Origin of the sequence: Shimia abyssi (assembly GCF_003014475.1) — a bacterium.
In the GTDB taxonomy this organism is placed as follows: domain Bacteria; phylum Pseudomonadota; class Alphaproteobacteria; order Rhodobacterales; family Rhodobacteraceae; genus Shimia; species Shimia abyssi.
In genome coordinates, this window is record NZ_PYGJ01000025.1 from 1 (window position 1) to 26,462 (window position 26,462).

Genomic DNA, 26,462 nt, shown 5'->3' on the forward strand with positions numbered 1-26,462 from the left:
TACCGGGCATAGAGTGCCACGCGGGTATTGAGGCTGGTCATTCAGTTGCTCCTTTTTGTAACATCGCGAATAGCTAAGATGTCCTACGGATGAAAGGCGCGCTCCCAAACAAAACCCTCAATCCATCAGAAAAACGCCTAAGCCATCGTCACGCCAAATGGCCGGCTTTTACTCCGCCACACTGGCAGGTTTTTAATCCGCCGTTGACAGCACGAGCAGTTCTGGCGTTGCCTCCAACAGCATTCATGTTGATATTTTCGAGCGTGTTTGGCCGACCTTCGATGGTCAGAATTGTGAGCTGGTTCAGATCGCGGTTTACCGAGAAGGCCTGCCTAATGATCACTTTGCGTTTGATGATGGTGGCGAGCCAGTCCGCAGTGCTTATCGGCCAGTTTTCGAGGCAGCGATGACTTATGAGCCATCGACGGGTGCCATTGAGGTGGTGGCTAATGATCGCGAAAGTCGTGCGGAGCTTGCCCAGTTTCTGGCTCGTCACCTACTTGGTGTCGAGCTCAACAGTGAAAAAGTCCCGACGCGCCAGTATGATCTGCCGGTGCTGCTGAATCTAAGCGCTCTCATTGTATTGGAGAGCCTACGCTCATTTTCAAACTCTCATGAAATTGAAATGCTTCCCTTCGTTTTCAAAAAGTGTCTCTGCTTTGGCTCTTCTTATTGAAAGTAAAGACAATAGTTGCCCCGTCTGCTATGACTTAATGGCCCAGATTGGCAGGAGGAAATGGACGATGAACAAGAAAATAAGTGGGCTAGTGCCCCGCTATATCTATGCAGGGTCATACACGTCTCCTCATTTTGCACCGGGCGCTCACAATCCCTCTCCAGGCACTGGAATTTCGGTTTACGAAATGTTGGACACCGGTGAATTGGAGTTGGTGGCAGGGGTTGCGACCGAGAATCCGTCGAGTCTGGCTATTAATTCTGACAAGTCGTTTCTGTACGCTGTCAATGAGCTCGGGTTGAGTGAGGATTCAAGCCCTCTTGGATCCGTGACGGCGTTTGCTGTGGATGCCAAAACTGGGGGATTGGCAGTTCTGAATCAGCGCCGCACGCAAGGCGGTTGGCCATGCCATTGTTGGGTGCATCCTTCTGGTCAGTATTTGATTGCCGCGAACTATGGAACTGGAGACTATCCTGTCTTTCCAATCGCGTCGGATGGGCGGCTTGGTGCAGCCACATTCTTGGCAAAAGGCGAGGGGGTCGGCCCGGATACTGCGCGGCAAAGCGGCCCGCACGCGCATATGGTTTTGTCCGACCCTCAGGCAAACCGTGTTTACGGTGTTGATTTGGGGGCGGATCGTATTTTGTCTTGGAACTTTGACGAGGACACTGGCCGCTTGGCGGCGTCAAAACTGCCATTCGTTCAAACGGCCAGCGGCTGTGGGCCGCGTCATATGGTGTTTAGCGAAGATGGGCTTAATGCGTTCGTTTTGAATGAGCTTTCTTCGACCGTTGATCTTTTCGACGTCGCCCCAGAAACAGGTTTTTTTATTTGGCGTCAAACGGTGTCCACGTTACCAACGGACTGCAGGCTGAAACGCCCGCTGTTTGATCCGTCGAACCCTGGGTTCATCCCCGAAGGAACCAATACAGGGGCAGAAATTCGACTGCATCCGAGTGGTAAATGGCTCTATACCACAAACCGGGGCATGAATACTGTGGTGCAGTTCGAGGTCGATGTGGACAGTCGCGAACTGACGCTGGTAGATGTTACCGATAGCAAGGGCGATTGCCCGCGGGGTATGATCATCGACCCTGAAGGGATTGTTTTAATTGTTGGAAATCAGAACACCAACACGATAGCGGTATTCGCAATTGATCTCCAGACCGGGCGTTTGGGAGACCCCATTCAGGTTTTGGATGCCCCTACGCCTGTGGATTTTGTATTTGGGGCAAAGGTGGAACCCGCCCGTTAATCAAAGAAGGGCGGAGACTACATATCTCCGCCCTTTCAACTATTTCACTGTGTCAGCTTGCAGCGACCTTCGCATCTTACGTCGATACATCAACAGTTTCAAAGTCGCCGAGTTCTGCGCGATCAGAATGGCGATTAGGATCGCTCCATACAGAATCTGGCGCCAAGCCGAGGGGATTTGCACCACCGCCAAAGTGCTCTGCAACAGGGTCACAACTAGAACGCCCATAATGACAGCGATTAGATGACCGCTGCCTCCGGTGATGCGAGTGCCGCCCAAAACTACCGCCGCGATTGCTGGCATCAGGTAGGGGCTTCCCATGTCCTGAAAGGCTTTGCCTGAAAAGCCCGTCAAAAGCGACGCGCCAAATCCGGTGCACATACCGGCCACCATGAAGACACCGATGATGACCAGTGGCGTGCGCACACCGGATAGGTAGGCCGCCCCTTCGGAAAACCCGATCGCTTCGATCTCGCGACCAATCCGGGACCGGCGCAAGAACCACGCCATTGCCAGAATGACGGCCAAGGCGGCGAAGACAGAGTTCGGTAGGAACAAAACTGAACGATCCGCACCAAGGAACACCATCGCATCCGTTGCTTCGGAACGCGGTGCGAAACCGCCGGTCAACAACACCATCAGACCCAAGAGGATAGAGTTAACGCCAAGGGTAAAGATGATCGAAGGGATACGCAGAACCGCCACGCCCAAACCGTTGAGCAATCCGATCATCGCGCCCACGCCAACTGCGATCGGGATCGCCCAGGTGCCGCCCACGCTGGTCGCGATCATCGCACAGGCTGTGATGGCCCATGGAAGGGACAGATCAATCTGACCAATCTTGATGACGAGAAAAGCGCCCACCGCAAACATGGCAAGAAACGAGGCCGACTGAAGCTGCAAAAGCAAAAAGTCCGGCGAGAAGAAGGGGGGCGTTTCTCCTCGGCTTATCAAAACGGCACTGGCAATCACGAGCAGAACGGCCACCAGACCACAGCTCAGCCGAACGGCTGCCCAGATGTCATGGCTCTCGCGAGACCGATCCGCTTGCCCAAGAATGAACAGGCGGTTTTTTGTCTTCAAGGCCCCTGCGGCGCCCACCGAGATTGCGATCAGCAGAACAAGCCCCTCGATCAGGGGTTGCACCAGCGGGCTTGCTTCGATCAGACCCAAAATCTTGTCAGTGACGCGCATGATGCTCGCCATCATACTCAGTAGATAGGCCCCGAAGACCGCGCCCAACACGCCACCGACGCCGCCCAAGAGTGACGTGCCGCCAATGACGGATGCGGCGAGTGAGTTCAGCGTATAATAACCCGACTGGACGGCATTTGCGTCTCCGGTCAGAGTCAGCGCGGCCAGAAAAATCCCGCCAAAGGCGGCGAACAGACCACCCAGACCGTAGGCCATGATTGAGACACGATCGACCGCGATGCCTGAAATGCGGGCTGAGTTGCTGCTGGAACCGACCGCAATGATTTTGCGGCCCAGCATGGCGTGGCGAATGGGCATCCAGACCAACAGGACTGTCAGACCAATGGCAATCGCCGCACTGGGCAGGTTGCCCAAGAACGTGTCCCCCAGAAACTCTGGCAGCCAAAGGTCGGCTTCGTAGGTGAGGGCATCGCCCAGCCATTCTGACACGTCGCCGCCCGGTCGGGGGCGAATGGCCAAGGCAACTCCGGCATAAATGGCACCGGTTGCCAAAGTGGCAATGACAGGCTGAATCCGCCCGTAAACGACAATGGCCCCGTTGATGATCCCTGCGCCAAACCCGACGCCCAGACAGGCCACAAGGCCGACGGCAACCTCAAGGGGCGAGCCGTGCAACACATGGGATGCAACGGATCGCACCAGCACGAGAATGGATCCGATCGACAGATCAATGCCGCCCGACAACAAGACAATTGATTGCCCCATTGCGGCAAAGGCCAATGCACCGCCCTGATTTACGTTTGTGGTGATCGTGTTGACCGAGAAACCGCTGGGGTGTTGCATCGCATAGATGCCATAGGCGACGATCAGCAGAATGAAGGCTGTAAATGCTGTGCCCAGCCACCGATGAGGAAGACCAAGAATGTGTTTCATTGTGGTTCGCTCGCAAGGGAGGTGGCATCTGACGGCACCAGAGGCAGGTTGAAAGCCGCATTGACCAAGTTGGTTTCGGTCAGCAGGTCGCCTTGGATTTCATGGCTGATGGATCCTTCGTAGAAGACCAAAACACGATGGCAGCAATGGCATAGCTCTTGATAGTCCGAGCTATAGAGAAGAATTGCGCAGCCCTTTGCGGCCAGTTCCTGAAGCAGGTCGAAGATTTCCAGTTTCGTTCCCACATCAATCCCACGTGTCGGATCATCCAGAAGCAGGATGTCAGGCGTATCGACCAGCCATTTTGCCAGAACAATCTTTTGCTGGTTACCGCCGGACAATTCGAATGCTGGCTGGTTGGGCGAGGATACTTTAATTCTTAGCTTTTCGATCGCAGCCTGCATCTTTGATGCCGCACTGCCGCGTGGGCGAAACAAGTTGCTGAGATAGCTGTTTCGGTCAGCCAGCATAATATTGTCACCAACGGACATCTGTTGCGCCAATCCAAAGGTGCCACGATCTTCCGGCACAAAGGCCATGCTGGTCTTTTGTCTGATGCGCACGGAAGGCGGTGTGACCCCGAGGACTGATCCTTCTACGCTGACACTTCCATCCACTCCTTTCAGGGCGCCAAACAGCGCCAACAGGAAGTCGTGCTGACCGTGGCCATCCAGACCACCGATGCCGACAATTTCGCCTCGGTGAACATCTGCGGAAAGGTTTTTAAGCACCCCATCCCAAGCCAGATTTTCGATGTCTATCAGGGTGGGGGCGTTTTCCGGCAAAGGAATAAGTGGTGGAAAGGCCGCTTCGATACTGCGCCCAAGCATCAGTTCGACGATTTCATTGTCGCTCCGGCTGTCCATTGGAAAGGTTTCGATTTTTCTTCCTCCGCGAAACACGGTGCAATCATCCGCCAATTCGCGAATTTCGCCCAAGCGATGGGACACGTACAGGATCGCCATGCCTTGATCGCGCAGTTTCCTGACAAGCCCGAGAATGTGCTGCGTATCGCTGTTTGTAAGCGCGGATGTGCTCTCATCCAGGATGAGGAGTTTCGGGTCGCCTGCCAGACCTTTTGCAATCTCGACCAATTGTTGCCGTGACAGGGGCAGATCCTTGATCAGGGTGTCAGGGTCAAGATCTCCTGCACCAACCAAGTCCAGAAGAGACCTTACACTTCGACGCTGTTGGCGGCGGTCGATCAACCCGAAGCGACGCGGAGGATTGAGCAATTGGATATTTTCCGCCACGCTCAGATCGGGGATCAATGACATTTCCTGAAAAACGCAGGAAATGCCCTCGGACTGTGCCTGATGTGCATTTGTCAGTTCTACCCGACGCCCGTTGATTTCAAAGTGCCCTTCAGAGGGGGACTTTGTGCCTGCAATTGTCTTTAGAAGAGTTGATTTGCCGGCGCCGTTTTCACCGATTATCGCATGAATACGCCCGGGAAGAATGTCGAGGGACACGTCGGACATCGCTCGGACCGGCCCATAATTGACCGAAACATCGACCATTCGCAAAAGGGGAGCGCTTTGCGCTGCTCGCTCACTTGCTTTAGAAAGGCCGGGCGCGACGTCGCGCCCGGCTGTATTCTCTGGGTTCAGAACCATAATTCACTCGGCGTCCTGTGCCATGATCTCTTCTGCCGTGAAGTTGACATTGCACGGAGGAAATTCATTTGGAGTGAAAAAGTTGTCATCCAGATTGGACCAGTAATTTTGACCGTCTTCCAGAGTAGACGTCGTCGCCACGGGAAGTGGAACAGACATCAATTGAGGAAGCGGGTTGCCTTCCAAAGCGGAAACAGCGGCTTTGACTGCAATCGCCCCGAGAGCTGGCGAGTAACCGACAGAGATCACTTCGAGGCCGTCATCTTCAAGATCAGCTGCCATCTTGCGGAAGCCGTTCTCGGCCTCGGCTGCAATGGGCACCAGTGGGTGACCTGCGTCCAGAATGGCACGCAGCGCCCCGGTTGAGCCTGCCTGTACCGCGAAGCCCGCAAACTCGCCGTGGGTGGCGATTGCGTCAGCAACGACCTTTTGTGCCGTTCCGTCGTCCCAGTTGCCCACGACTTCGATAATCTCAATGCCGTCATGTTGGTCTAGGACGTCGCGCAGACCCTGATGGCGATCTAGATCTACGGAAATGCCCGGCAGGCCACGAACCTCAAGAACCTTGCCTTCGGTTCCGACCTTTTCGACAAGAAACTCGCCTTGCAGCCGCCCAAATTCATGGTTGTCCGAACTCAGCTGCATCACCTTGTCTGTGTCGAGGATGTTATCGAAGGTCATCACCAGAGTTTCTGACCGATCACCGGCGCGAATGACACGGTTGAAACCATCAGTGCTCATCGCATTTGCAATCACAGCGTCGTAGCCCTGATTGATAAAGTCTTCCATTGCGGCAATCTGGGCCGATACGTCCGTACCGGTGGAAATCACCTTGAGCTCTTCGATCTTGCCCTTCATTTCGGGGGTTTCCGCGAAAGCGAGCAAGGTCTTGAGCATCTGGATGCGCCAGGTGTTGCCAGTGAAACTGTTGACGACTGCGATGCGGTAGGGGCCTTCGCTGGCTTCGTGCACCCAAGTCGCGGTGTCCGCAGTCCATGGGCGAAAACACTCTGCTTGATAAGCTGCGGCGTCGGTTTCTTGACGCCAGTCTGCAAAGGCCGTTCCGGCCGCTGCGCTCAGCAAAACGGAAAGCGCTGTTGTCTGCGCCATTGACGTGAATTTTGTCATTGGATCCTCCCTATTGACGCGATAGAATGTAGCATATCTGATATACCAGTCAACAGAGTTGTATTACCCCTGTGGCATCGTGTGTTAAAAGACAGCAGCCTTTGGTACGATACGAGCTCCATGTCTCTTTCAAACTTTCACGTCCGAAGGCTGCAGAACTTTGCAGGAGGAATACTGTTTGTGAGCGTTGAGGGGAACGGTTTGGTGAGGTGAGCAGGGCAGCGAATTCCAGCCCTAGCCTTGAGGTTACCAGTCGGGAAATAGCTTCTCGAATGTGGATGGAACCACCGTTGTCAGCAAACGTTTTGCCGAGCTTTTCATCGATATGATTGCCGATAATTTGGCGGGCGCTCCATCTTTGGGGGAATAACCGATGATCCGTTTCGTTTCCTCGATGTCCCAACGCATTCCGGGGTTGTCGGACATGAGGTTCAAGGTGGCAAACTGCACGTTCGCGGCGGTTACGGCGGCTTGCATCCCAGACAGGAAATCCTGATCGCTCAGCCACATTTCCTGCCCCCAGCGCCCCATGGCCATGTGTGAACCCGGCTGATTGTCATGGGTCCATTGGGTCCATCCAATGCGCATGCAAATGACCGAGAGGCCCTGTGTCTCGGCAAAGTACTTCCCCGTCCGCTCGCAGAACAGCTTTGACATGCCATAGGCGTTCACAGGGCCGGGGGAGGTTTCACTGTTCAGGCGATCTGTCGTGAACCGCTTGTCGCCATGCAGCCAGTTCGAACTGGCGAGAACAACGCGGGACACGCCATGTTGCGCGGCATGATGATAGAGGGTCAGCGTCGCATCCATGTTGTTGCGAACACTGGAGGCCCAGGACGCTGTGGGTTCACGGTCTCCTGCGAGGTGTACAATGACATCCACCCCTTTAAAATGACGTGCCCAATCGGGGGCCGAACCAAAGTCGGCCTGATGAATGTCAGGATGATCGACCGTCCGCAGATCGAGGCCGGTCACAGAGAACTCCTCTTGGTCTGACAGGAAATCAAACAGTTTCCGGCCCAAATGGCCGCCCGCTCCGGTGATCAGGACATGCATGACAAAAGCTCCAGGTCTCTCAGGGTCGTGTTTGGGTCAGACAGAATGTCGGCTTCGCGCCTGACCGTGAAATCTTGGTGATACAGCAGGCTTTCATTTGGCTTCAAAACCCGGGCAGGCGAATGCCACTCTGCTTCGCAATAGGCGTAGTCCTTAGAGTTGAAGACTTCGAAGTCATGGCCATGCGCATAAGAATCGTTCTGGGTTGGTCGCGGGGTTGCCGCGCTCAGAATGACGGGACCAGCGGGCGTAGCGACGCGCATTACTACGCGGCCAGCCATATTGCGGGTTCCGGATTTGAACTCTTGCGGTTTTCCACACTCAAACACGCTGTATCGGCCGGAATGATGCACCATATCCGTCACATCGCCAAAGACCGGCGTGATGGTATTCTCGGTTCCTGTCTCAAGTGCGATTTTACAGGGACGATCCAGCATCAGCACGGACCAGTTGCCCGTGAAACGATCTTCGGGGCCAAGGTTCGTCACCTTGTGACGCAGGGCAAACCCGTTTGCAGCCGTCAGAAAGATTTCCCGCTCGATTTGCAGGTGGCTCAGGGGACAGACCAAGCTTTGCATCCTGATCCGGGTCGCGCCGATGAGATTGGCGCTGTAAGGACCGCTATCCAGCATCGGATAAGGAGCCCCGTTCGGCCAGTCGCTATCTGGCGATATCCAGGTCTTCTCTCCTCCCCATAGGGGAAATCCGAACTGGGGTGAACGTGTCGGGAGGTCGGCAAGCGCGTCAAGGTCAACAGCGGTGCCGATCAGGTCTGCATTTTGAAACAGCAGAGACTGCCCCTCGAATTTCACGTCCCAAAGGCGACCGCCGATGCCGGGAAGGCATTGCAGCTCGAGCGTCTCTGAGGACAGCGAATGTATGTTCCAAATATCTGTCATGGATCAGGCGAAACGGTCCGGTGTGAACAGGCCACGCCGGACCGCCAGAAATCAGTGTTTGAACTGCGAGACGTTGTCCTGCGTGATCGCCATCACACCGGTTTCAATACGTTCAGGCAGAGGGTTGATGCCGGCGGCTTTCCAATCCGGAAGAACCTTCAAAGCATCGGTGTTCTGCCAATGCATCATGTGGAAGGCGAGGAAGATTTCCAGATAGGATTTCTGCGCGACGGCGCCGGAGATCGTTCCGTCCTCGATGTAGGGCAGCATGTCGTCGTTGCGGTCCATCGCGACAATCTTGATGTCTCCGACACGCCCGGCTTCGGTGACTGCAATTGCAGCACCTTTGCCGCTGTCGCCGTCGGTTCCGCCGATCCCCACGATATCGGGGTGTGCCCGAATGGCTTGAAGATAGGCTGTTGGCGCATAGGACGGATCTGCCTTGTCGTTCACGACATCGACGACTTCAATCTCGGGGTATTTTTCGGCAAAGACCTGTTTATAGCCTTCAACACGCTCAAGGGTCGACGGGGCAGGGAAGGTGCCAAGAATGACCTTGCCTTTGCCGCCAATCGCTTGAGCGAGCATTTCACCGCCAACGCGGCCCGCTTGGACACCATTGATGCCAAGGAAGGTCGAACGCGGGCTTTCAGGAACGTCCCCAATGCAGCAGGTAATCGGAATACCGGCTTCCACAGCGCGTTCAATGCCGGGTGCCAGGGTTGCAGGGTCACCGGGGAAGATTAGAATACCTGCAGGGCGACGGGCAATCAGCTCATCAAGTTGGCGCGCTTGTGCGGCGGTGTCGAAATCCAAGGGACCGGTAAATGTCGCTTTGATGCCCATCAGCTCTTCGAGATCTTTCATCGCGTTGCGGTAATCGACCCAGAATGGCACCTGTGTCACGATCGACAGGAACACGTATTCCTTGCCCGAGGCTGCAGCGCGCGCCTCGCTTGACAGTGTCGGCAGACCGAAAGCTCCGGCCAACCCGGCCACTGTGCCTGCCTGCAACAAGCTCCGGCGATTGATGTTTGATTTGGTCATTTTGACCTCCCTGGTTAGTTTGATTGTTGGTGGTTTTTGATACCTATCCGCGGCGTCCACGGATCAGCATGTCGAGGGCCACGGCACAGACGAGCACCGCACCGATGACGATCATTTGCCAATAGATCGAGACAGCCAGCATGGTCATCGAGTTGTTGATCAGGGCTACAAAGACCACGCCAAGGAAGGCGCCGAGGATCGTCCCCTCGCCGCCACGAAGGGAGGCTCCGCCGATGACGGCTGCTGCAAGAACCTGCAATTCAATTCCGTTCCCAGCCGTCGGCGTGCCGCTCATCAGGCGCGATGCAAGAAGAACGCCGGCCAGTGCTGCCAGAACACCTGTGATGGCATAAGCAATAATGCGCACGCGCCCGACATGGATGCCCGAAAGCATCGCGGCTTTTTCATTTGCCCCGATGAAATAGACCTGACGGAAAAAGCGTGTGTGACGCACGGCCAGATCGAAGATCAAGATCAGGAAAAGCGTCAGCAGGACCAGAACCGGAAAACCACCGATTGAAGCTTTGCCAATCCAGCCAAACTCTTTTGGCAGGCTGGAGAGGGAAAACCCTTCGGTAAGTACGAGCGCGATGCCGCGTGCAATCGACATGGTTCCAAGCGTCGCGATCAGTGGGTTGATGCCAAGCCCAGTGATAAGCATCCCATTCGAAAATCCGACTGCCGCGCCCAAAACAAGGCTGCAGGCGACAGAGACGGGGATGCTGAACCCGGCCAGCATCATCATAGCCACAACTGTGGATGATAGTGCCATGACCGATCCGACGGAAAGATCAAACCCACCAGACGCCAGAAGAATGGCCATGCCAATCACGATTATGGCTGTGGGGGCCATTCCTACTGACAAGGCACGGAAATTGGAAAATGACAGAAAATAGGGATTCAGGTTCGCCATCACGATGATAATTATCGCGATCATGAACAAGAGGGTCAGTTCACGAATATCAATGAACGCCCTGAGAAAACGCTGCATGGGTTTTTTTTTGACTACCTGGTCGCCATTGATCGCCATACTCATTGGGCTTTTCCTTCTCGAGGGATTTCTGTCGTCTGGCGTGAGGTATTCGAGATCCCCGCCGCCATTTGCAAAAGACTGTCTTCGGTTGCGTCATGCGCGGCGATGTCCCCCATTACCCGGCCTTCGTGCACAACTAGAATTCGGGTCGACAACGAAACCAGTTCTGGAAAATCGGAAGACACCACGATTATCGCCATGCCATCAGCTGCACGTCGTTGAAGCTCGGTGTGAATTTGGAACTTGGCGCCCACATCGACGCCTTTGGTGGGTTCTTCAATGATCAGAAGGTCAGGGGCGCGTTCGAGCCATTTGGCCAGCATGATTTTTTGCTGATTGCCTCCGGACAAGGATCCAATGATTTCCTCCGGACCGCGGGTTTTCACACTGAAGGCTTTGATCGCGTTTTCGCAGGCCGCGATGACAGAACTTTTCTGTACCAGTCCCAAACGTGTGTGGTTGTCGAGACTAGCTGCCGCTAGGTTATTGTAGAGCGTGTCCTCTAGGAACAAGCCTTCCGTTTTACGCTCTTCAGGGACATATCCGATGTTTGCACGCATCGCATCCCGCAACGAGCGAAACGAAGTGCTTTGACCATGCATAATGATGGCGCCCGAATAGCCATGCATCAAGCCAACCAAGGACCGCATGATCTCGCTGCGCTTTGAACCAAGAAGACCTGCGATCCCGAGGATTTCGCCAGAGCGAACCTCAAAGGATACATCGGCAAAGTGCACTTCGTTTGAAAGATGTTCGACTTTCAGGACGACATCGCCCAGTTGATCGTCGCTGCGCTCGACATCACCGGGATGTGCGCCCCCGATCATCTCGCTCACAACTTGTGCTTGGGACGTATGAGAGGTTTGGGTCGTGCTGATTTTCTTGCCATCGCGCAGCACCGATATGCGATCTGCAATTGTGAAAATCTCGGTCATATGGTGGCTGACATAGACAATACCGATACCCTTGGCGGTTAGCTTGCGCAAAACCTTAAATAGGGCATCTACTTCATCGGGGGTGAGGGCCGACGTCGGTTCGTCCAGCAATAGAACTTGGGAATCCATGGAGATCGCCTTGGCGATTTCGACGATTTGGCGTGTGCTGATGGGAAGACTGTCGACCGGTTGCGATACATTTATCGAGAGATCGAATTCCGCCAGCAGATCTTCGGCGCGGCGGCGCAGTTCGGGCCAATCGACAACGCCGAAACGTGACGGCGCGCGACCTGCAAAAATATTCTCGGCGACTGACAAACCGCCGGCGAGGCTCAGTTCCTGAAAGACACATCCGATACCCAGTTCCTGAGCGTGAGACGGGCTTTCTATCCGTACAGTATGGCCGTTTCGCTGCAACGTTCCGTCTGTGGGTTGATGCAATCCATATAACAGGCCTAGGCACGTTGATTTGCCCGCCCCGTTTTCACCAACTAATGCGTGGATTTCTCCGGGTTGGAGTTCGAAATCAATGCCGTCCAGGACCAGATTTGAGTCGAAAGTTTTTTTGACGCCAGACAGGGTAAAAAGCGGGCGTTGCCCACGCTCGACACCGGCTTCACCGATTGATTCGTGTTTCATGAATTTCCTCCCAAATTGATACTGGTGTCTGGTATATCAGATGTCAATTGAAACTTTTGGGAGAGTACCGGGAGAGCTTAACTGCGAGTGATAGCAAGGAAAAAAGGCGACCTTCCGATGCACGGAGGATCGCCTTTGAAGCCGAAGGGGCTGTGACCGAGTCTTTAAATTGTTAGGCGGCGGATTCGCTGCCTTTGTCTATTGCGATCGAGTATGCTTCGCGGGTTCTGTCAATGTGTTCGATGAGCAGCCTGCGAATTTCCGGCATATCCCTTGTTCGAACCGCTTCCGAGAGTTTGCCATGTTCCAAATAGGACAGGTCCGTATGTTTCGGTAAGCCAGAGAGATGGGTACGCAGAGCTGCAATCTTGCCTAGATAGCGTTCATAACTCGCAGCGAGGTACAGATTGCCCGCATGCTTGAAGATGAGCTGATGAAAGGCTGTGTCCAGCGCAAGGTATTGCTTAGTGTCGCCATTTTCTCGCGCTCTGGTCATCTGCGCGACATTGTCATTCATGTCACTGGCGAGACCTTCAGGGTTTCTGTCCAGTGCGAGTTCAAAAGCGGCTGTTTCAATGGCCTGGCGGAAATCGCAAATCTGGGCGACTTCTTCTTCACTTAAGGTAAAGACGCGCACACCTTTTTGAGGCTCGATGTTTACGAGGCCCTCATCTCTGAGTTGTGCCAATGCCTCTCGTACAGGGGACTTCGAGACACCGAGATCATCGGAAATCCCTCTTTCAGATAAGGCCTGCCCCATTGAAAGCGTGCCATCAATAATGCTTTCGCGCAGATGCTCAAGCGCGAGTTCCTTGAGAGATTTGGGGCGAGTCAGAGTCATCGTGTCACCTAAAAATATGTTGCAAGGGGTAGATTATCTGATACACCAGTTATCGCAAGCTGGTATATCAGACACCAGTTGATTCTTTTGAGGAGGACCGCAGGATGCACGCAGAACTCGTTTTTGATTGTAAAAATCAGCATGGCGAGGGCATCCTCTGGAACCCGGAAGATGGGTGTGTTTGGTGGACTGACATCGAAGGCAAACAGCTCTTCCAATACAACACTTGCACCGGCAATCACCGCTCGTTCGATATGCCGGATCGCGTTTGTTGTTTTGCGCATTGCGCAAGCGGTGGTGTGGTCGTGGCCTTTCCAAACCGGGTGTCGTTCATCGATTTGAACACCGGAAGAGAAGACAAAATTTGCGACTTTGAGCCTGGGACACCCGAGACGCGCGCCAATGATGGGTGCACGGATCGTCAGGGCCGACTTATCGTCGGCGGAATGAACGAAGTGACCGGAGCAGCGGATTCCTCGGTCATTTGCATCGATACAGATCTCAGTGTTTCGACGCTTATCGAGGGCGTGTCCTGTGCTAATTCGATCTGTTTTTCGCAAGACGGAAAAACGATGTTCTTTGCCGACACTCCAGATAACGAAATTCTGGCATTCGACTATGACACTGCCGAAGGGCACGTATCCGGCCGTCGGCAGTTTATGTCGTTTCGGGACGAACCCGGTTTGCCGGATGGGTCTTGTGTGGATTCCGAGGGGGGCGTCTGGAACGCAGAATGGGAGGGGCGACGCGTGGTGCGTATGGCCCCCGACGGCGCGATCGATATCGTCGTGGATGTGCCCGTTTGGAAGCCCACGTGCTGCGCCTTTGGCGGCGAAAACCTCGACACTCTTTTTATAACCACATCGCGTTTGATGAGCGACGAAAACGTTCTGGCAAAAGAGCCGCTTTCAGGTGGCCTGTTTGCGATCAAGCCCGGTTTTAGGGGCGTGGAGGACGCTCCGTTTCGACACTGATAATTCTGATCTGGGAGGAAAACATGATCAACACGTTCAAAACCTTAGCACTAACGACCGGCCTGACAGCCGTTGCCATTGCAGCTCAGGCTGCCGATTATCCGGCACCTGTCCCTCTTAAAGAGGGCGCTCAGGCAGAAATCAGTTCGATTGCGCCTCGCAACGAAACCTACCGTATCGCCTATATGCCACCTGCGACCGAGTTTAACTACTATATCGCAGTCGGAGAAGGCATCAAAGCTGTCGGCAAAGAGGCTGGTGTGGATGTATTCATGCTGGCCCCCCAAAGTGGCGCGGACATCAATGGCCAGATGGGCATGATCCAAGACGTTCTTACTCAGGACGTGGATGCCATCATCTTTGGTACACACGATGAATTTGCCGCCGCTCCTCTGCTCAGAAAGGCAGTGGATCAAGGCATCGCCGTGCTCATGATCAACTCGGATATTCCTGACTTTCCAACTCCTATTCATGGTGTTGTCGGCTATTCCCAGAGGAATGGTACGCGTGCCATGGCCGATTGGGTCGTTGATACATACGGTGACCAGACCGTGAAAGTGGGCATTATCGAAGGTCAACCAGGGTACCATTCAACCGAGCGGGTCGGCGGCTTCCTCGAAGGGATCGAGGGCAACGACAATTTTGATGTCGTCGTTTCCATTGACGGGAAGTGGAACGTCGAAGGCGGCAACACGGCTGGTATGGATATCCTGCAATCCCACCCCGATCTGGATCTCGTTTTCGCGGCAAATGACTATATGATCATCGGCGCATCCTATGCCGCCAAAGCACTTGGTCGCAGCGACCTGGTTCTGCTGGGCAATGATGGCGACACCTCTGGTCTCGAAGAAATCGCGTCCGGCAACATCACCGCTACCGTTAATACGTCACCCTACCTCATGGGCAAAGCCGCCATGAGCGCGACACTTGACGCGTTGAACGGCACCTATCCGGGCGGCTGGATCGAAACACCTACCTCGATCGAGGATAAGGCTGGTGCGATCACTGTTCTGCAAGAGCCCGAGAAGCTCTTCCCGCAGCCTTCGAAGCAATACTAAGTCGCTCCCTGCTCTCCGGCGGACCAAAAGACCGGCCGTCGGAGAGCACCTTTTGAATGCAACAATCACTCTGAACTGGGTTCGGTTCCATGGCGCAAGCTACTCCCCCCCTTTGGGAATTTGTCGATGTCTGCAAGGCCTATCCCGGCGTGCTGGCAAACGACAAGGTCTGCATAAAACTCCTTGACGGTTCTATTCACGGGCTGCTTGGTGAAAACGGATGCGGCAAGTCGACGCTGATCAAGACGCTTTCGGGCGTCCAGCAGCCAGATAGCGGTCAAATCCTGTTCAAAGGAAAGGTTGTCCAGATCAGCGGTCCTCAGGACGCGCGCGACAAAGGAATCGCAACCGTATTTCAGGAATTCTCCATCGTGCCAACGCTGTCGGTTGGCGAAAATATCTTTCTGGGAAACATGCCCAAAAACCGCTTTGGGGTCATTGATTGGGGCAAAGTGAACGCCTCTGCTGCGGCTGTTCTTGCGGAAATGGAAATTGATATCAACCCCGAGGCGATTACCGGAAATCTGTCGGTTGGTGAACAGCAATTGGTAGAAATCGCCAAGGCCGTCGCCATGAAAGCCCGGATGATCATTCTGGATGAGCCGACCGCGGCTTTGGGCGAAGACGAGATCGAGCGCCTGCACCAGCTATTGCGCAAAATGCGCGGTCAAGGCACTGCCATTCTCTATGTCTCGCATCGCCTTGACGAGGTGGAGCGCATTGTCGACGAAGTGACGATTTTGCGGTCGGGTCGCGTGGTGCGCGCCAGCGGTGAAACCGAAATCAACGTGAGTGACATTGTCAGCGCCATGGTCGGCGAAGACATCGCGGAACACTATCCCAAAGAACATAACGCCAAAAAGGATATAGTGCTGCATGCCGCAAACCTGTCGACTAAAAACGGCGTTGAGGATGCCAGTTTTGATTTGCACAAAGGCGAGGTTTTAGGGCTTGGCGGGGTGTTGGGCAGTGGCCGCACCGAGATTGCCCGTGCCCTGTTCGGTGTCGACGCTTTGACGGGCGGCACCGTGACCCTGAATGGCGCCCCCTTAAAGGTCCGAAATGAGATCAATGCCATTGAAGCAGGTCTTGCGCTTGTGCCCGAGAACCGTAAATTTGACGGCTTGTTCTTCAATTTCCGCGCCAGCGGCAACATTACCGCGGCGTCGTTGGGCGGCTTGTCCAGGCTCGGCATCCTAGATTTAAACGCAGAAGATGCCGGCACGCACAAGCTGATCAAGGAGCTGGAGATTTCGCCACAAGCCGAACAGAAAACCGTGAATTTTCTGTCTGGTGGCAATCAGCAAAAGATCGTGATTGCCCGCTGGCTGTTTTCCGACGCGAAGGTCCTGATCTTCGATGAACCTACGCAGGGCATTGATATCGGTGCGAAAATTGCCGTCTACAAACTCATCAACGCGCTGACACGCGCGGGGAAATCCATCATTCTCATCAGCTCGGATCATGACGAGCTTTTGGCGATGAGTGACCGGATCGCCGTCGTGCAGCACGGCAATATCAGCCGAACGGTTTCGGCTTCTGATCTTACCCATGACGACCTGGTGCGGGCTTCTGCGACGCAGATAACCCACGCGGCGACGGAGGAACGCCAATGAAACGTGTATTTGACTCACAATTGATCGGGCCCTTTGCAGCCATGGTGATTGTCATGCTTGTGGTAGCCCTGACGACGGATCGGTTCCTGAGCCCGGGAAACCTGTCGAACCTGTCTCTTCAAGTGAGCATCGTCGCCCTGATCGCCATTGGCTCTACGATCGTCATCTTCGCGGCAGGCATTGATCTGAGTTCCGGGTCCATGGTGGCCTTGTTGACGATGATCCTGGCGCAATTTCTAAAGGTTGCAGGTATTCCGCTGTTGCTTGCGGTGCCACTTATCCTGATCGTTGGCGGCCTTCTGGGGTTGGCGCTTGGGATGATCACCGCCTATGGTCGCATCCCGTCCTTTATCACGACTCTGGCCGCGCTGATCGCCTTCAGGGGGCTGGCGCTGACGTTCAACAACGGGTCGCCGATCTTTTCGCTCGATCCGGCTCTGGAGCCGCTGTTCTACGGCAAGATTGCGGGCATTCCGATGCCGTTTTTCTATCTTGTCTTCTTTTATGCACTCGCCTCATTCATGATGAATTTCACCAAACTGGGCCGCGAAATCTATGCCGTCGGTGGAAACCCCGCGGCGGCAGTTCTGACGGGCATCAACGTACGCAAGGTACAGACACTGACCTTTGTGATTGCCGGCTTCATGACGGCAGTTGGTGCGGTGCTGATGTCTGCCCGTTTGAATTCTGGCTCTCCCAATTACGGCCAGACTCTCGAATTACAGGCCATCGCGGCTGCAGTTGTGGGCGGTGCCAGTCTTGCGGGCGGACGGGGCAATATCCTCGCCACGCTCATGGGGGCGATGACCATCGTGATCGTTCAGAACGGTCTTAACCTGAATGCGGCACCGTCATCAGTCCAAAACATCGTGTTGGGCGCGATCATTCTGCTCGCAGTTGGCATCGACATGTGGCGCACGGAAATTTCGACACTGCTTGCACGCGTTCTGGGACGCTCGGACCAATCCCCGCAAGGGGCGGGTACGGCTAAACCTGCGCTTTCAAAGGACAACTGAACATGGACCTCGGATTGACAGATAAACTGGTTTTGGTCACGGGTTCGGGTTCGGGCATCGGCAAATCCACCGCAAAAACATATCTGGAGGAAGGCGCGCGCGTGATCGTGCACGCGTTGACCCAGGCTGAGGTCGATGCAGCCATCGCTGATCTGTCTGACCTCGGAGAAGTTGTCGGAAAATCGGGTGACTTGACCAACTTGGAGGATGCCAACGCGCTTTGCGCATTTGCCCAAGCTCATGGGGATTTGGATGTTTTGGTCAACAATGTCGGTATCTTCTCGGTCAAGGCCTTTGAAGACCTGACCGACGATGACTGGATGACCTATTTCAACATCAATGTGCTGAGTGCCGTGCGCATCAGCCGGGTCATCCTGCCCGCGATGTTAAAGCGGGGCAGCGGATCGATTGTGAATCTGGCCAGCGAAGCAGGCGTCAAACCGCTGCCGCAAATGGTGCATTACTCGGTGACCAAAACGGCGATGCTGGGGTTGACGCGTGGCATGGCCGAGTTGACCAAAGGCTCCAAAGTCCGCGTGAATTCGGTGCTGCCCGGCCCGACATGGACCGAGGGCGTCGAGGCCTATTTTGTCGGTCTGGCCGAACAAAAGGGCCAGCCGATGGGCGACATCATCGACAACTACTTCAAATCGGACGAACCGACCTCTTTGATCCAACGCTTTGTAAAGGCCGAAGAAGTGTCCCGCACCATTGTGACGGTGTCGGCAAATCCGGCGGCCAATGGCGCTGCGCACCGTGTCGAAGGCGGCATCATCCGCAGCATTCTGTAATCAACGAAAACCTAAAAGGAGCGAGCATATGAGCGCACTTACATTCTCTCACATCGGGATCACTGTTCCGGATCTGGATAAAGCTGTTGAATTCTATTCCAAGGCGTTTGGCCTATACGTGATCATGGGACCTACCGAAGTCCACCACGATGACAGCGCAATCGGCCAAATGTGCGACGATGTCTTCGGCGAGGGCTGGGGCAAGTTTCGGATTGCGCATATGTCGATGGGTGATGGTGTGGGCATCGAGCTGTTTGAATTCCCCAACACGGTGGAAGAAGAACGCCCCTTTGAATACTGGCGCCGTGGCCTGTTTCACTTCTGCGTGCAGGACGACAATGTCGAAGAGCGCGTAAAAATCATCGAGGCGCTGGGCGGCAAACAACGCATGAGCCAGGTTCGCGAGTACTATCCCGGCGAAAAGCCTTACCGCATGGTCTATATGGAAGACCCTTTTGGCAACATCTTCGAACTTTATAGCCACTCTTACGAGCTGACCTATTCGGCAGGCGCATATGTCTGATACCGGCGCAACCCCTTTCCGGTCTGACCGCCCCAAAGTCGTGATCACGGATTACGACTTTGGGGATGTCGATGTGGAGCGCGCCATTCTTGAAAAAGTGGGCGCGCAAGTCATCGCCTTGCAGGCCAAGACAGAAGCAGACCTGTTCGAGGCCGCCGAAGACTGTGCGGCTATGGTGAACCAGTATGCGCGGATTGGGTCGGAGACTATTTCGCGCATGCAAAAGTGCGAGGTGATTGCCCGTTACGGCGTGGGTGTCGACATCGTCGATGTCAAAGCCGCCACCAACCGCAATATCCTTGTCACTAATGTGCAGAACTACTGCACAGAAGAAGTTGCGGATCACGCAATTTCGCTTTGGCTCACGCTGGCTCGCAAGTTGCCAGACTATGATCGCGCAACCCACAAAGGCATTTGGCAATGGCAAAGCGGCAAGCCGATTAACCGGCTACGTGGGCGTACTATGGGCGTCGTGTCCTTCGGCAAGATTGGACAGGCGATCGCCGTACGGGCGCGTGCCTTTGGCGTGAACGTCATTGCTTTTGACCCCTTCCTGCCCGAAGCCGTTGCAAAAGAGCACGGCGCGGAACTGGTGTCGAAGGCCGATCTGTTGGCGCGTTCGGACTATATCTTGATGCAGGCCCCGATGACGCCGGAAACCCGCTATTTCCTGTCAGATGCAGAGTTTGCGGCGATGAAACCGGGAGCGATCCTTGTCAACACGGGCCGTGGGCCAACTGTCGACAACAAGGCGCTGTATCGTGCTTTGACCGATGGGCATTTGTGTTCTGCGGGGCTGGATGATCCTGAAGAAGAACCGGCGAAACGCGCAAGCTGGGATCCGGCTGACAACCCAATTTTCACACTGCCGAACGTGCTCGTGACACCGCACGCCGCCTACTACTCGGAAGAATCGATCATGGCCGCGCGCACCATCGCCGCGACTCAGGTGGCCAAAGTTCTGACCGGCCAGAAACCCGATTACACCGTCAATGCACAGGCATTGGCCGCAACAGCTGCACAATAGGAGACAACCATGCCAGATGTGAGCACAGACCTTAGGGTCTTTAATGACTTTGAACGAAATCCGGAGCTTTTGAAGAAGTTCGACAAGGTGTTGGAGGCGTATTCCGCCGCTGCCATCTTTGCCGACGTTCAGTATCGTACCGGCGTGATGGACAGCGCCATCAAACCTGCGTTTCGTTCAAAAGTAACAGGTCAGGCCGTGACAGTTCAGCTGTCAAAAGGTGATCTGGTCGATCCTTTGCGGGCGCTGGAAATGGCCCAACCCGGTGACGTGATCGTCGTGGATGCAGGAGGTGATGAGCAAACGTCGGTCTGCGGTGGCCTTATGGGCGGTCTGGCCCAGAACCGTGGCATCCGAGGCATGATCGTGGACGGCACCGGTCGCGACACGGACGAGCTCGAAGACATCAACTGGCCGATTTGGACCAAGGCTATCACACCGCGTGGCACCCACACGATGTTCTCGGGTCGCAAGGAAGAGCTGTCGATCAACGTGCCAATCGCCTGTGGCGGCGTCGTCGTGAATCCTGGCGACTTTATCGTGGCCGATCTGATGGGTGTTGTTGTGATCCCGCAAGAGATTGCCGAAGAAACCGTCCGTCTGGCGCAAGAACAGGCCGACCGCGAAGAGGAAACCCGCAAATGGGTTGCTCAAGGCAAGACAGTTGAGGATTTGCTGAATGAATTCGGTCGCATTTGAACCTGCCCTGATCGGTCTAGATTGGGGAACGTCTTCGCTTCGTGCGTTTCTCATCAGCTCTGACGGTGATGTGCTGGATGAAATCTCCACCTCCCAGGGGATTATGCACGTGAAAGGTCGCGATTTCGACGCGGCCTTTCACGGTCTTATCCAGAACTGGCACAGCGTTGGCCCTTTGCCGGTGATCGCTTCCGGCATGATCACCAGCCGCAACGGCTGGCAAGAAACACCCTATGTGAGTGTGCCTGCTGGCAAGGGCGAGCTGGCTAATGCTCTCGTGCCGTTCACCTCCTCAAAGGGCATATCGGTTCACTTTGTGACCGGGATGACCGCGAACCACAACGGGGCACCAGATGTCATGCGTGGAGAAGAAACGCAGATCATCGGTGCGGCGGCGATGGGATTGGGGGATGGGCTCTATGTACTTCCCGGAACCCACAGCAAATGGCTCTTGGCCGAGGACGGCGGCATTGAAGATTACAAAACGTATATGACCGGAGAACTGTTCGGGGCGATCAGAAACCACACGATCCTCGGAACGTTCATGGAGGAGGGCGCCTTCAACAAGGAAGGGTTTGTCATCGGCGTTAACGCAGGTCTCTCGGCTGACGCTGATTTGCTACACACCTTGTTTCATGTCCGCACCATGCCGTTGTTTGACAAGATTTCGCCCAGGATGACAGCGGACTACCTCTCAGGCATGCTTATTGGTGCAGAAATCACGTCCGGAACCGCCAGCGGTGGGGATCAACCCGTCACGCTTGTGGGACGCGGTGATCTAACGGATCGATACGAAATCGCCCTGTCGATTGCCGGTCGAGAAAGCCGCAGAGCCCCCGAAAACATTTGCGCGCGCGGTCATTTTGAAATTGCTAAATCCGCAGGGTTGCTGTCATGAGCCTTTGGGAAGATGCATTGTCTGACAATGCGATGATCGCAATTCTGAGGGGGCTGCACCCCGACAATGCGGTCGAGGTTGCAGATATTCTGATTGAAGCGGGATTTCGGATTATCGAAGTCCCGATGAATTCACCTGAACCGCTGAAATCAATCGAGGCCATCGCCAGCAAGCATGGTGACACGACAGTTATCGGGGCTGGCACGGTATTGACCGAGCAGCAAACGACGGATGTCGTGAGCGCCGGTGGCCAAATCATTGTGTCTCCAAATATGAACCCTGCTATTGGTCGTCTAACAGTCGCGCTGGGCGCAAAGTGGTGTCCCGGTGTTATGACGCCAACCGAAGCCTTTGAGGCGCTGGAGATCGGGGCATCCGTGCTCAAGTTTTTCCCTGCCGAACTGGTTCCGCCCAAGGCCATTTCCGCGATGCGGGCAGTGTTGCCCCAAGACGCGGTTGTTGCGGCTGTTGGGGGCATAACCCCCGAAACGATGTCGGACTATTTCATTGCGGGATCAAACGGATTTGGCCTCGGGTCGGCGTTGTTCAAGCCGGAGTATGAGCTTGATGATCTGCGCCAACGCGCCGATGCGTTTGTAAAGTCCTATAGAACGTTGGTTTCGTCATGATGGGGCAGGTCGTTGTCACCGGAGGAACCCGGGGCATCGGGGCAGGGGTGTGCGACGTCCTGCTCCAAAATGGTTATGACGTGATCGCGGCGACGGTAGATCAGGGCGAGATTGACACCTTTCAAGGATCATCCGACATCCGGTTGCAAAAGCTTGATGTCACCGATGATGGCGCTGTCGCGGACTTTCTTGCAGGTGTCGGGCCCATGGTCGGGCTGGTCAATTGCGCGGGTATTTTGCGCCGCGCAGATGAATATGACATCGAGGTTTTCAAGAGGGTGATCGATGTGAACCTGACCGGCACAATGCGATGCTGTCTTGCCGCGTATCCCTTGCTTGCTGCCAGCAATGGTGCGATCGTCAACACGGCCTCGATGCTCAGCACCTTTGGGGGGCCGCTTGTTCCGGCCTATTCTGCTTCAAAAGGGGGCGTCGCACAGTTGACCAAAGCCTTGGCAGGCAAATGGGCCGATGACGGTATTCGGGTCAATGCGATTGCGCCGGGCTGGATCGAAACCGAAATGACGCAAGGCCTGCGCGACGATACCACACGCGGAGACGCAATACTTGCCCGCACCCCCATGAAGCGCTGGGGGCAAACAAACGAGGTGGGCGAGTTGGTCAATTGGCTTTTGTCGCCCAAAGCCAGTTTCGTGACTGGAGCCGTCTATCCGGTTGATGGCGGCTATCTTGCAATGTGAGGAACCTAAAGTGATAGTTAAAACAGACGCCGATCCGCTGACGCCTTATCAATTGCCCTTTCCCAAAGACGCATTGAACGAAATCGTTATCCCGCACGCCATTCCGGAAGATGACCGACTGTGGGTGCCGCAGGCCGAGAACGTCTGGTTTCGGCCTTTGTGTCTGAGCCGGTCACAGGGGTATTGGGTGAACCTGTTAAAAGTGCGCAAATCGGGCGTGCTGTCGCGCCACCGCCATCCCCAGCCCGTGCACGGGTTTGTTCTTAAGGGAAGGTGGCACTACCTCGAACATGACTGGACGGCCGAGGCCGGCGGGTACGTCTTTGAACCCCCAGGAGAGACGCATACACTTGTCGTGCCAGATGGTGTTGAAGAAATGATCACGCTTTTTCAGGTTAACGGGGTGATGTGTTATGTCGATCCTTATGGCGAGGTTCTGGGATACGAGGACGTCTTTACCAAAATAGACCTGTGCAGAAAGCACTTCACAGAAGTCGGACTTGGAGAAGACTATGTCGATCAGTTCATCAGGTAGAACCTATCGCGTTGCCCTGGTGGCACATGACGCGCAAAAGCAACGCATGGTGGAATGGGTTGGTGAAAACAGGGACGTATTTGACGACGCCAAGATTTTCTCTACCGGTACAACGGGCGGGTTGTTGCTGAAGTCCTATCCTGATCTGAAGGTAACGCCGCTAAAGAGCGGTCCATTAGGAGGGGATCAGCAGATCGGCGCCCTGATCTGCGAAGAAAAGTTGGATGCACTAATTTTCTTCACGGATCCTTTGTCGCCGTTGCCACATGATGTGGATGTGAAGGCGTTGACGCGTCTGGCGACCGTGTATGACCTGCCAAGCGCCTGTAGCCCATCTACAGCCAACCTGATTGTGCACGGGATGCGCGACACATTTCTGTGAGAGTGTCTTGGGTTATGTTCTGTCCTGGGCTTGACTGGGACCCAAGGGCCGTTATCGCGGGACGCCCATAATTTCATTGATCGCATGGCTACCTCGATCTATCTGCTCACCAAGCACCGCCAGCGCCTCCTCGATCTGTGACGTTTCAAGAAATTCAGCGATTTTGATGTGCTCTGAAAAAGACTTGTCGACGCGCAAGGGCGCAAGAGACAGATACGTCCGCAGGGTAGCGACCTTGTGACTGACACCCCGGTATCCTTCTCGTAGGAACTGATTTCCGGAAAATTCGAAAAACGCGTCATGAAAGATCCGGTCGAGCTTCAGATACCCCTCAAAATCTTCGGCGTCCCGTGCATTGGACATGTCATCACAAATTGACAGCAAACGTTTTGCGAGACCTGACGGATCGGCCTTCATCGCCATTTCAATTGCTGCAGACTCGAGCGTCAATCGGTAGACGCACAATTGGTTCAGCTGTTCTGCCGTCAACGTAAAAACGCGCGCACCTTTCTGAGAATCACCTTGTAATATCCCCTCGCGTTTTAGCGAAGAGATCGCTTCGCGCACTGGTGTCTTACTAATCCCCAAAAGTTTGGACAGCGCATTTTCCGTCAACGCTTCCCCCAGACGAAAGTCTCCGTTGATAATAGCTTCGCGGATGTGGTCTGCCGCAATGTCACTAAGTGGCTGTGGTCGTTCGATTTTCAGGCTTCCCAGTTGGGCCAATGCTCTTCCTCCGGTTGGCGTTTTGAAATCAATCTAGGATAAACCCGTTTACTTTTCTATAGTCTATCTGGTACACCAGATATTAGATCGCAAAAATCGCGATCCTTTTTTGGAGATAGGAGGAGATATGTTCCAAAAAACTTCACTCGCGCTTGGAGCCGCGTTGTCCTTTGGCATCGCACTCAGCGCATCCGCTGGGACAGTTATCAAAGTCGGTCACGGCGCGAACGAGCAATACCACATGCATCGCGCGCTTCTTCGCTTTGAAGAACTGGTTGAAGCCGGGTCAAATGGCGAAATCGACGTTCAGATTTTCCCGTCCTCACAAATGGGACCTGATCGCGAAATGATTGAAGGTGTGCAAACCGGCGTTCTTGAAATGGCTGTGCCGCCTTCCTCTTTCTTCGCAGGCTGGGACCCAGCATTTGCTGTTATCGAACTGCCCTACATGTATGCCAGCAAGGACATTGCCCTCGACGTCTTTCATAGCGAAACTGGCAGCGACATGCTTGGCCGTTTGGAGAACCAGGGGCTGGTCGGGTTGGGTTGGCTAGAAAATGGGTTGCGCCATGTCACCAACAATGTTCGCCCGATTGAATCCCCCGCTGATCTGGATGGTGTGAAGCTGCGGACGATGAAAGTCCCCGCGCATGTTGCAACTTTTCAGGCATTGGGCGCAAATCCGACCCCGATGAACTTTGGCGAAGTGTATTCCGCGCTTCAGCAGGGTGTCATCGATGGTCAGGAAAACCCAATTGCACTGATCGACTCGCAACGGTTTTATGAGGTGCAGGAACATGTGTCCCTGACGGGCCATGTCTTCACCGTTTATATTCCGGTGATCAGCCAATCTTTCATGAACAGCCTGTCTGACGAACACCAGGCCCTGATCAAATCGGCCATGGCTGAATCGGAAATCTATCAGCAGGAACTCGTGAATGGCGAAGAAGCTGGCCAGCTTCAGAAGATCCGCGATGCGGGCGTGAACGTGCTCGAACTGTCGGCCGCGCAGCGTCAGGTTTTCTCGGATGCGACGATGGAAGTACGCGCCGAGTATCGCGACACCGTCGGTGCCGAGGCATTTGATGCTTGGGTCAATGCGGTAAAGGCCGCCAGCCAAAACTGAGCTGACTAAACAAACTGACCGGGCGCCTAAATGCTTTGGTGCCCAGTCAAAAAGGGGGAGGGGATATGAATATTGTCAGATGGCTTGATGCCAATCTAGAACGCCTTTTGGTGGCTCTGCTGCTTGCGGGCATTGTCCTGCTGATCACCGCTAATGTGATCATGCGCTATGTCTTGAACGCGTCCCTATCTTGGGGGGAAGAACTGACTTTGTGGGTCTTCGTGTGGTTTGTCTGGCTGTCGGTCAGTTATGCCTTTCAACAGGGGGCCCATGTCCAGATAACCTTCTTGCGGGATTTGCTAAGTGACACCGGAAAGCAGTTTCTGGAAATCCTCGTCGATGTACTGGTTTTGGGGTTCTTGATCGTCCTGATCATTGAATGTCTTGACCTAATGTCGCAACCCTTTGTGCTAAGTCAAAAATCGGTCGTTCTGGGGCTGCCCATTCCCATTTTGTACGCTTCGGCCCCGGTAGGGGCGGCTTTGTCGGCCTTTCGAGTTTTCCAACACCTGCTGCGCACACTCCGTGTCGGCCAGAGACTGGCATAG

General features: G+C 54.7%; 27 protein-coding genes. 16 read left to right on the forward strand and 11 right to left on the reverse strand.

The window, feature by feature from the left end; translation table 11 throughout:
• Positions 1-148: 148 nt before the first annotated feature.
• Positions 149-496 (reverse strand): hypothetical protein, encoded by a 348-nt coding sequence (locus CLV88_RS23110; RefSeq protein WP_165798976.1) that lies wholly within the window; start codon positions 494-496, stop codon positions 149-151.
• A gap of 247 nt (positions 497-743) precedes the next feature.
• Here CLV88_RS23110 and CLV88_RS21605 point away from each other — a divergent pair, with 247 nt between their 5' ends.
• Complete coding sequence (locus CLV88_RS21605) at positions 744-1,931, forward strand: lactonase family protein (protein ID WP_165798977.1); 1,188 nt, start codon at positions 744-746, stop codon at positions 1,929-1,931.
• 39 nt (positions 1,932-1,970) lie between these two features.
• Here the strand turns inward: CLV88_RS21605 and CLV88_RS23505 are convergent, their stop codons facing one another.
• The 9 genes from CLV88_RS23505 to CLV88_RS21650 all read right to left on the reverse strand — a co-directional run bounded on the left by CLV88_RS23505 (position 1,971) and on the right by CLV88_RS21650 (position 13,213).
• Entirely contained in the window at positions 1,971-4,019 is a 2,049-nt protein-coding gene (locus CLV88_RS23505; protein WP_243403758.1) for an ABC transporter permease, read from the reverse strand.
• Complete coding sequence (locus CLV88_RS21615; RefSeq protein WP_106610491.1) at positions 4,016-5,635, reverse strand: sugar ABC transporter ATP-binding protein; 1,620 nt, start codon at positions 5,633-5,635, stop codon at positions 4,016-4,018. The genes CLV88_RS23505 and CLV88_RS21615 overlap by 4 nt, the downstream gene beginning before the upstream one ends.
• 3 nt (positions 5,636-5,638) lie before the next feature.
• The gene (locus tag CLV88_RS21620) at positions 5,639-6,763 is read right to left on the reverse strand and encodes a sugar ABC transporter substrate-binding protein (protein ID WP_106610492.1); all 1,125 of its coding nucleotides are present in this window, start codon (positions 6,761-6,763) and stop codon (positions 5,639-5,641) included.
• Positions 6,764-7,009: 246 nt separating this feature from the next.
• Positions 7,010-7,819: an NAD-dependent epimerase/dehydratase family protein gene (locus tag CLV88_RS21625; protein ID WP_106610493.1), complete on the reverse strand. Its 810-nt coding sequence runs from the start codon at positions 7,817-7,819 to the stop codon at positions 7,010-7,012.
• A complete protein-coding gene (locus CLV88_RS21630; protein WP_106610494.1) occupies positions 7,807-8,718 on the reverse strand; it encodes a hypothetical protein in 912 nt (303 codons plus the stop codon). The genes CLV88_RS21625 and CLV88_RS21630 overlap by 13 nt, the downstream gene beginning before the upstream one ends.
• A gap of 51 nt (positions 8,719-8,769) precedes the next feature.
• Complete coding sequence (locus CLV88_RS21635; RefSeq protein ID WP_106610495.1) at positions 8,770-9,765, reverse strand: substrate-binding domain-containing protein; 996 nt, start codon at positions 9,763-9,765, stop codon at positions 8,770-8,772.
• Positions 9,766-9,808: 43 nt separating this feature from the next.
• Complete coding sequence (locus tag CLV88_RS21640; protein ID WP_207797124.1) at positions 9,809-10,801, reverse strand: ABC transporter permease; 993 nt, start codon at positions 10,799-10,801, stop codon at positions 9,809-9,811.
• On the reverse strand, positions 10,798-12,372 hold the full coding sequence (locus CLV88_RS21645) for a sugar ABC transporter ATP-binding protein (RefSeq protein ID WP_106610496.1): 1,575 nt from the start codon (positions 12,370-12,372) through the stop codon (positions 10,798-10,800). The genes CLV88_RS21640 and CLV88_RS21645 overlap by 4 nt, the downstream gene beginning before the upstream one ends.
• 172 nt (positions 12,373-12,544) lie before the next feature.
• Positions 12,545-13,213 carry a GntR family transcriptional regulator gene (locus CLV88_RS21650; RefSeq protein ID WP_106610497.1) on the reverse strand — a complete coding sequence of 223 codons (669 nt, stop codon included), beginning with the start codon at positions 13,211-13,213 and terminating at the stop codon, positions 12,545-12,547.
• A 104-nt stretch (positions 13,214-13,317) separates the two neighbouring features.
• Here CLV88_RS21650 and CLV88_RS21655 point away from each other — a divergent pair, with 104 nt between their 5' ends.
• From CLV88_RS21655 to CLV88_RS21715, 13 genes are all read left to right on the forward strand, one after another.
• Complete coding sequence (locus CLV88_RS21655) at positions 13,318-14,187, forward strand: SMP-30/gluconolactonase/LRE family protein (RefSeq protein WP_106610498.1); 870 nt, start codon at positions 13,318-13,320, stop codon at positions 14,185-14,187.
• Positions 14,188-14,210: 23 nt separating this feature from the next.
• Positions 14,211-15,245, forward strand: a complete 1,035-nt coding sequence (locus CLV88_RS21660; protein ID WP_106610499.1) for a sugar ABC transporter substrate-binding protein — start codon at positions 14,211-14,213, stop codon at positions 15,243-15,245.
• 89 nt (positions 15,246-15,334) lie between these two features.
• The gene (locus CLV88_RS21665) at positions 15,335-16,861 is read left to right on the forward strand and encodes a sugar ABC transporter ATP-binding protein (protein ID WP_106610500.1); all 1,527 of its coding nucleotides are present in this window, start codon (positions 15,335-15,337) and stop codon (positions 16,859-16,861) included.
• Positions 16,858-17,877 (forward strand): ABC transporter permease, encoded by a 1,020-nt coding sequence (locus CLV88_RS21670; RefSeq protein ID WP_106610501.1) that lies wholly within the window; start codon positions 16,858-16,860, stop codon positions 17,875-17,877. The genes CLV88_RS21665 and CLV88_RS21670 overlap by 4 nt, the downstream gene beginning before the upstream one ends.
• Before the next feature lie 2 nt (positions 17,878-17,879).
• Positions 17,880-18,668 (forward strand): SDR family NAD(P)-dependent oxidoreductase, encoded by a 789-nt coding sequence (locus CLV88_RS21675; protein ID WP_106610502.1) that lies wholly within the window; start codon positions 17,880-17,882, stop codon positions 18,666-18,668.
• A gap of 28 nt (positions 18,669-18,696) precedes the next feature.
• Entirely contained in the window at positions 18,697-19,191 is a 495-nt protein-coding gene (locus CLV88_RS21680; RefSeq protein ID WP_106610503.1) for a lactoylglutathione lyase family protein, read from the forward strand.
• Positions 19,184-20,218 carry a C-terminal binding protein gene (locus CLV88_RS21685; RefSeq protein WP_106610504.1) on the forward strand — a complete coding sequence of 345 codons (1,035 nt, stop codon included), beginning with the start codon at positions 19,184-19,186 and terminating at the stop codon, positions 20,216-20,218. The genes CLV88_RS21680 and CLV88_RS21685 overlap by 8 nt, the downstream gene beginning before the upstream one ends.
• Positions 20,219-20,227: 9 nt before the next feature.
• Positions 20,228-20,917, forward strand: a complete 690-nt coding sequence (locus tag CLV88_RS21690) for an RraA family protein (protein WP_106610505.1) — start codon at positions 20,228-20,230, stop codon at positions 20,915-20,917.
• Positions 20,898-21,815: a 2-dehydro-3-deoxygalactonokinase gene (locus CLV88_RS21695; protein WP_106610506.1), complete on the forward strand. Its 918-nt coding sequence runs from the start codon at positions 20,898-20,900 to the stop codon at positions 21,813-21,815. The genes CLV88_RS21690 and CLV88_RS21695 overlap by 20 nt, the downstream gene beginning before the upstream one ends.
• A complete protein-coding gene (locus CLV88_RS21700; protein WP_106610507.1) occupies positions 21,812-22,444 on the forward strand; it encodes a 2-dehydro-3-deoxy-6-phosphogalactonate aldolase in 633 nt (210 codons plus the stop codon). Before CLV88_RS21695 ends, CLV88_RS21700 begins: the two co-directional genes overlap by 4 nt.
• Positions 22,441-23,145, forward strand: coding sequence for an SDR family NAD(P)-dependent oxidoreductase (locus CLV88_RS21705; RefSeq protein WP_243403759.1), 705 nt, complete (start codon positions 22,441-22,443; stop codon positions 23,143-23,145). Before CLV88_RS21700 ends, CLV88_RS21705 begins: the two co-directional genes overlap by 4 nt.
• A 10-nt stretch (positions 23,146-23,155) precedes the next feature.
• Positions 23,156-23,680, forward strand: a complete 525-nt coding sequence (locus CLV88_RS21710) for a 2,4'-dihydroxyacetophenone dioxygenase family protein (protein ID WP_243403760.1) — start codon at positions 23,156-23,158, stop codon at positions 23,678-23,680.
• Positions 23,658-24,062, forward strand: coding sequence for a methylglyoxal synthase (locus tag CLV88_RS21715; RefSeq protein ID WP_106610509.1), 405 nt, complete (start codon positions 23,658-23,660; stop codon positions 24,060-24,062). The genes CLV88_RS21710 and CLV88_RS21715 overlap by 23 nt, the downstream gene beginning before the upstream one ends.
• Positions 24,063-24,113: 51 nt before the next feature.
• Here the strand turns inward: CLV88_RS21715 and CLV88_RS21720 are convergent, their stop codons facing one another.
• Entirely contained in the window at positions 24,114-24,788 is a 675-nt protein-coding gene (locus CLV88_RS21720; protein WP_106610510.1) for a GntR family transcriptional regulator, read from the reverse strand.
• Between the two features lie 127 nt (positions 24,789-24,915).
• Here CLV88_RS21720 and CLV88_RS21725 point away from each other — a divergent pair, with 127 nt between their 5' ends.
• Both CLV88_RS21725 and CLV88_RS21730 read left to right on the forward strand, forming a co-directional pair.
• Complete coding sequence (locus tag CLV88_RS21725; RefSeq protein WP_106610511.1) at positions 24,916-25,914, forward strand: TRAP transporter substrate-binding protein; 999 nt, start codon at positions 24,916-24,918, stop codon at positions 25,912-25,914.
• A 65-nt stretch (positions 25,915-25,979) separates the two neighbouring features.
• Positions 25,980-26,462, forward strand: coding sequence for a TRAP transporter small permease (locus tag CLV88_RS21730; RefSeq protein WP_106610512.1), 483 nt, complete (start codon positions 25,980-25,982; stop codon positions 26,460-26,462).

Bases quoted from the DNA above. Each gene is read 5' to 3' on its own strand.
- CLV88_RS21605 (WP_165798977.1), top strand. From the start codon at position 744: ATGAACAAGAAAATAAGTGGGCTAGTGCCCCGCTATATCTATGCAGGG.
- CLV88_RS23505 (WP_243403758.1), bottom strand. From the start codon at position 4,019: ATGAAACACATTCTTGGTCTTCCTCATCGGTGGCTGGGCACAGCATTT.
- CLV88_RS21615 (WP_106610491.1), bottom strand. From the start codon at position 5,635: ATGGTTCTGAACCCAGAGAATACAGCCGGGCGCGACGTCGCGCCCGGC.
- CLV88_RS21620 (WP_106610492.1), bottom strand. From the start codon at position 6,763: ATGACAAAATTCACGTCAATGGCGCAGACAACAGCGCTTTCCGTTTTG.
- CLV88_RS21625 (WP_106610493.1), bottom strand. From the start codon at position 7,819: ATGCATGTCCTGATCACCGGAGCGGGCGGCCATTTGGGCCGGAAACTG.
- CLV88_RS21630 (WP_106610494.1), bottom strand. From the start codon at position 8,718: ATGACAGATATTTGGAACATACATTCGCTGTCCTCAGAGACGCTCGAG.
- CLV88_RS21635 (WP_106610495.1), bottom strand. From the start codon at position 9,765: ATGACCAAATCAAACATCAATCGCCGGAGCTTGTTGCAGGCAGGCACA.
- CLV88_RS21640 (WP_207797124.1), bottom strand. From the start codon at position 10,801: ATGAGTATGGCGATCAATGGCGACCAGGTAGTCAAAAAAAAACCCATG.
- CLV88_RS21645 (WP_106610496.1), bottom strand. From the start codon at position 12,372: ATGAAACACGAATCAATCGGTGAAGCCGGTGTCGAGCGTGGGCAACGC.
- CLV88_RS21650 (WP_106610497.1), bottom strand. From the start codon at position 13,213: ATGACTCTGACTCGCCCCAAATCTCTCAAGGAACTCGCGCTTGAGCAT.
- CLV88_RS21655 (WP_106610498.1), top strand. From the start codon at position 13,318: ATGCACGCAGAACTCGTTTTTGATTGTAAAAATCAGCATGGCGAGGGC.
- CLV88_RS21660 (WP_106610499.1), top strand. From the start codon at position 14,211: ATGATCAACACGTTCAAAACCTTAGCACTAACGACCGGCCTGACAGCC.
- CLV88_RS21665 (WP_106610500.1), top strand. From the start codon at position 15,335: ATGGCGCAAGCTACTCCCCCCCTTTGGGAATTTGTCGATGTCTGCAAG.
- CLV88_RS21670 (WP_106610501.1), top strand. From the start codon at position 16,858: ATGAAACGTGTATTTGACTCACAATTGATCGGGCCCTTTGCAGCCATG.
- CLV88_RS21675 (WP_106610502.1), top strand. From the start codon at position 17,880: ATGGACCTCGGATTGACAGATAAACTGGTTTTGGTCACGGGTTCGGGT.
- CLV88_RS21680 (WP_106610503.1), top strand. From the start codon at position 18,697: ATGAGCGCACTTACATTCTCTCACATCGGGATCACTGTTCCGGATCTG.
- CLV88_RS21685 (WP_106610504.1), top strand. From the start codon at position 19,184: ATGTCTGATACCGGCGCAACCCCTTTCCGGTCTGACCGCCCCAAAGTC.
- CLV88_RS21690 (WP_106610505.1), top strand. From the start codon at position 20,228: ATGCCAGATGTGAGCACAGACCTTAGGGTCTTTAATGACTTTGAACGA.
- CLV88_RS21695 (WP_106610506.1), top strand. From the start codon at position 20,898: ATGAATTCGGTCGCATTTGAACCTGCCCTGATCGGTCTAGATTGGGGA.
- CLV88_RS21700 (WP_106610507.1), top strand. From the start codon at position 21,812: ATGAGCCTTTGGGAAGATGCATTGTCTGACAATGCGATGATCGCAATT.
- CLV88_RS21705 (WP_243403759.1), top strand. From the start codon at position 22,441: ATGATGGGGCAGGTCGTTGTCACCGGAGGAACCCGGGGCATCGGGGCA.
- CLV88_RS21715 (WP_106610509.1), top strand. From the start codon at position 23,658: ATGTCGATCAGTTCATCAGGTAGAACCTATCGCGTTGCCCTGGTGGCA.
- CLV88_RS21725 (WP_106610511.1), top strand. From the start codon at position 24,916: ATGTTCCAAAAAACTTCACTCGCGCTTGGAGCCGCGTTGTCCTTTGGC.
- CLV88_RS21730 (WP_106610512.1), top strand. From the start codon at position 25,980: ATGAATATTGTCAGATGGCTTGATGCCAATCTAGAACGCCTTTTGGTG.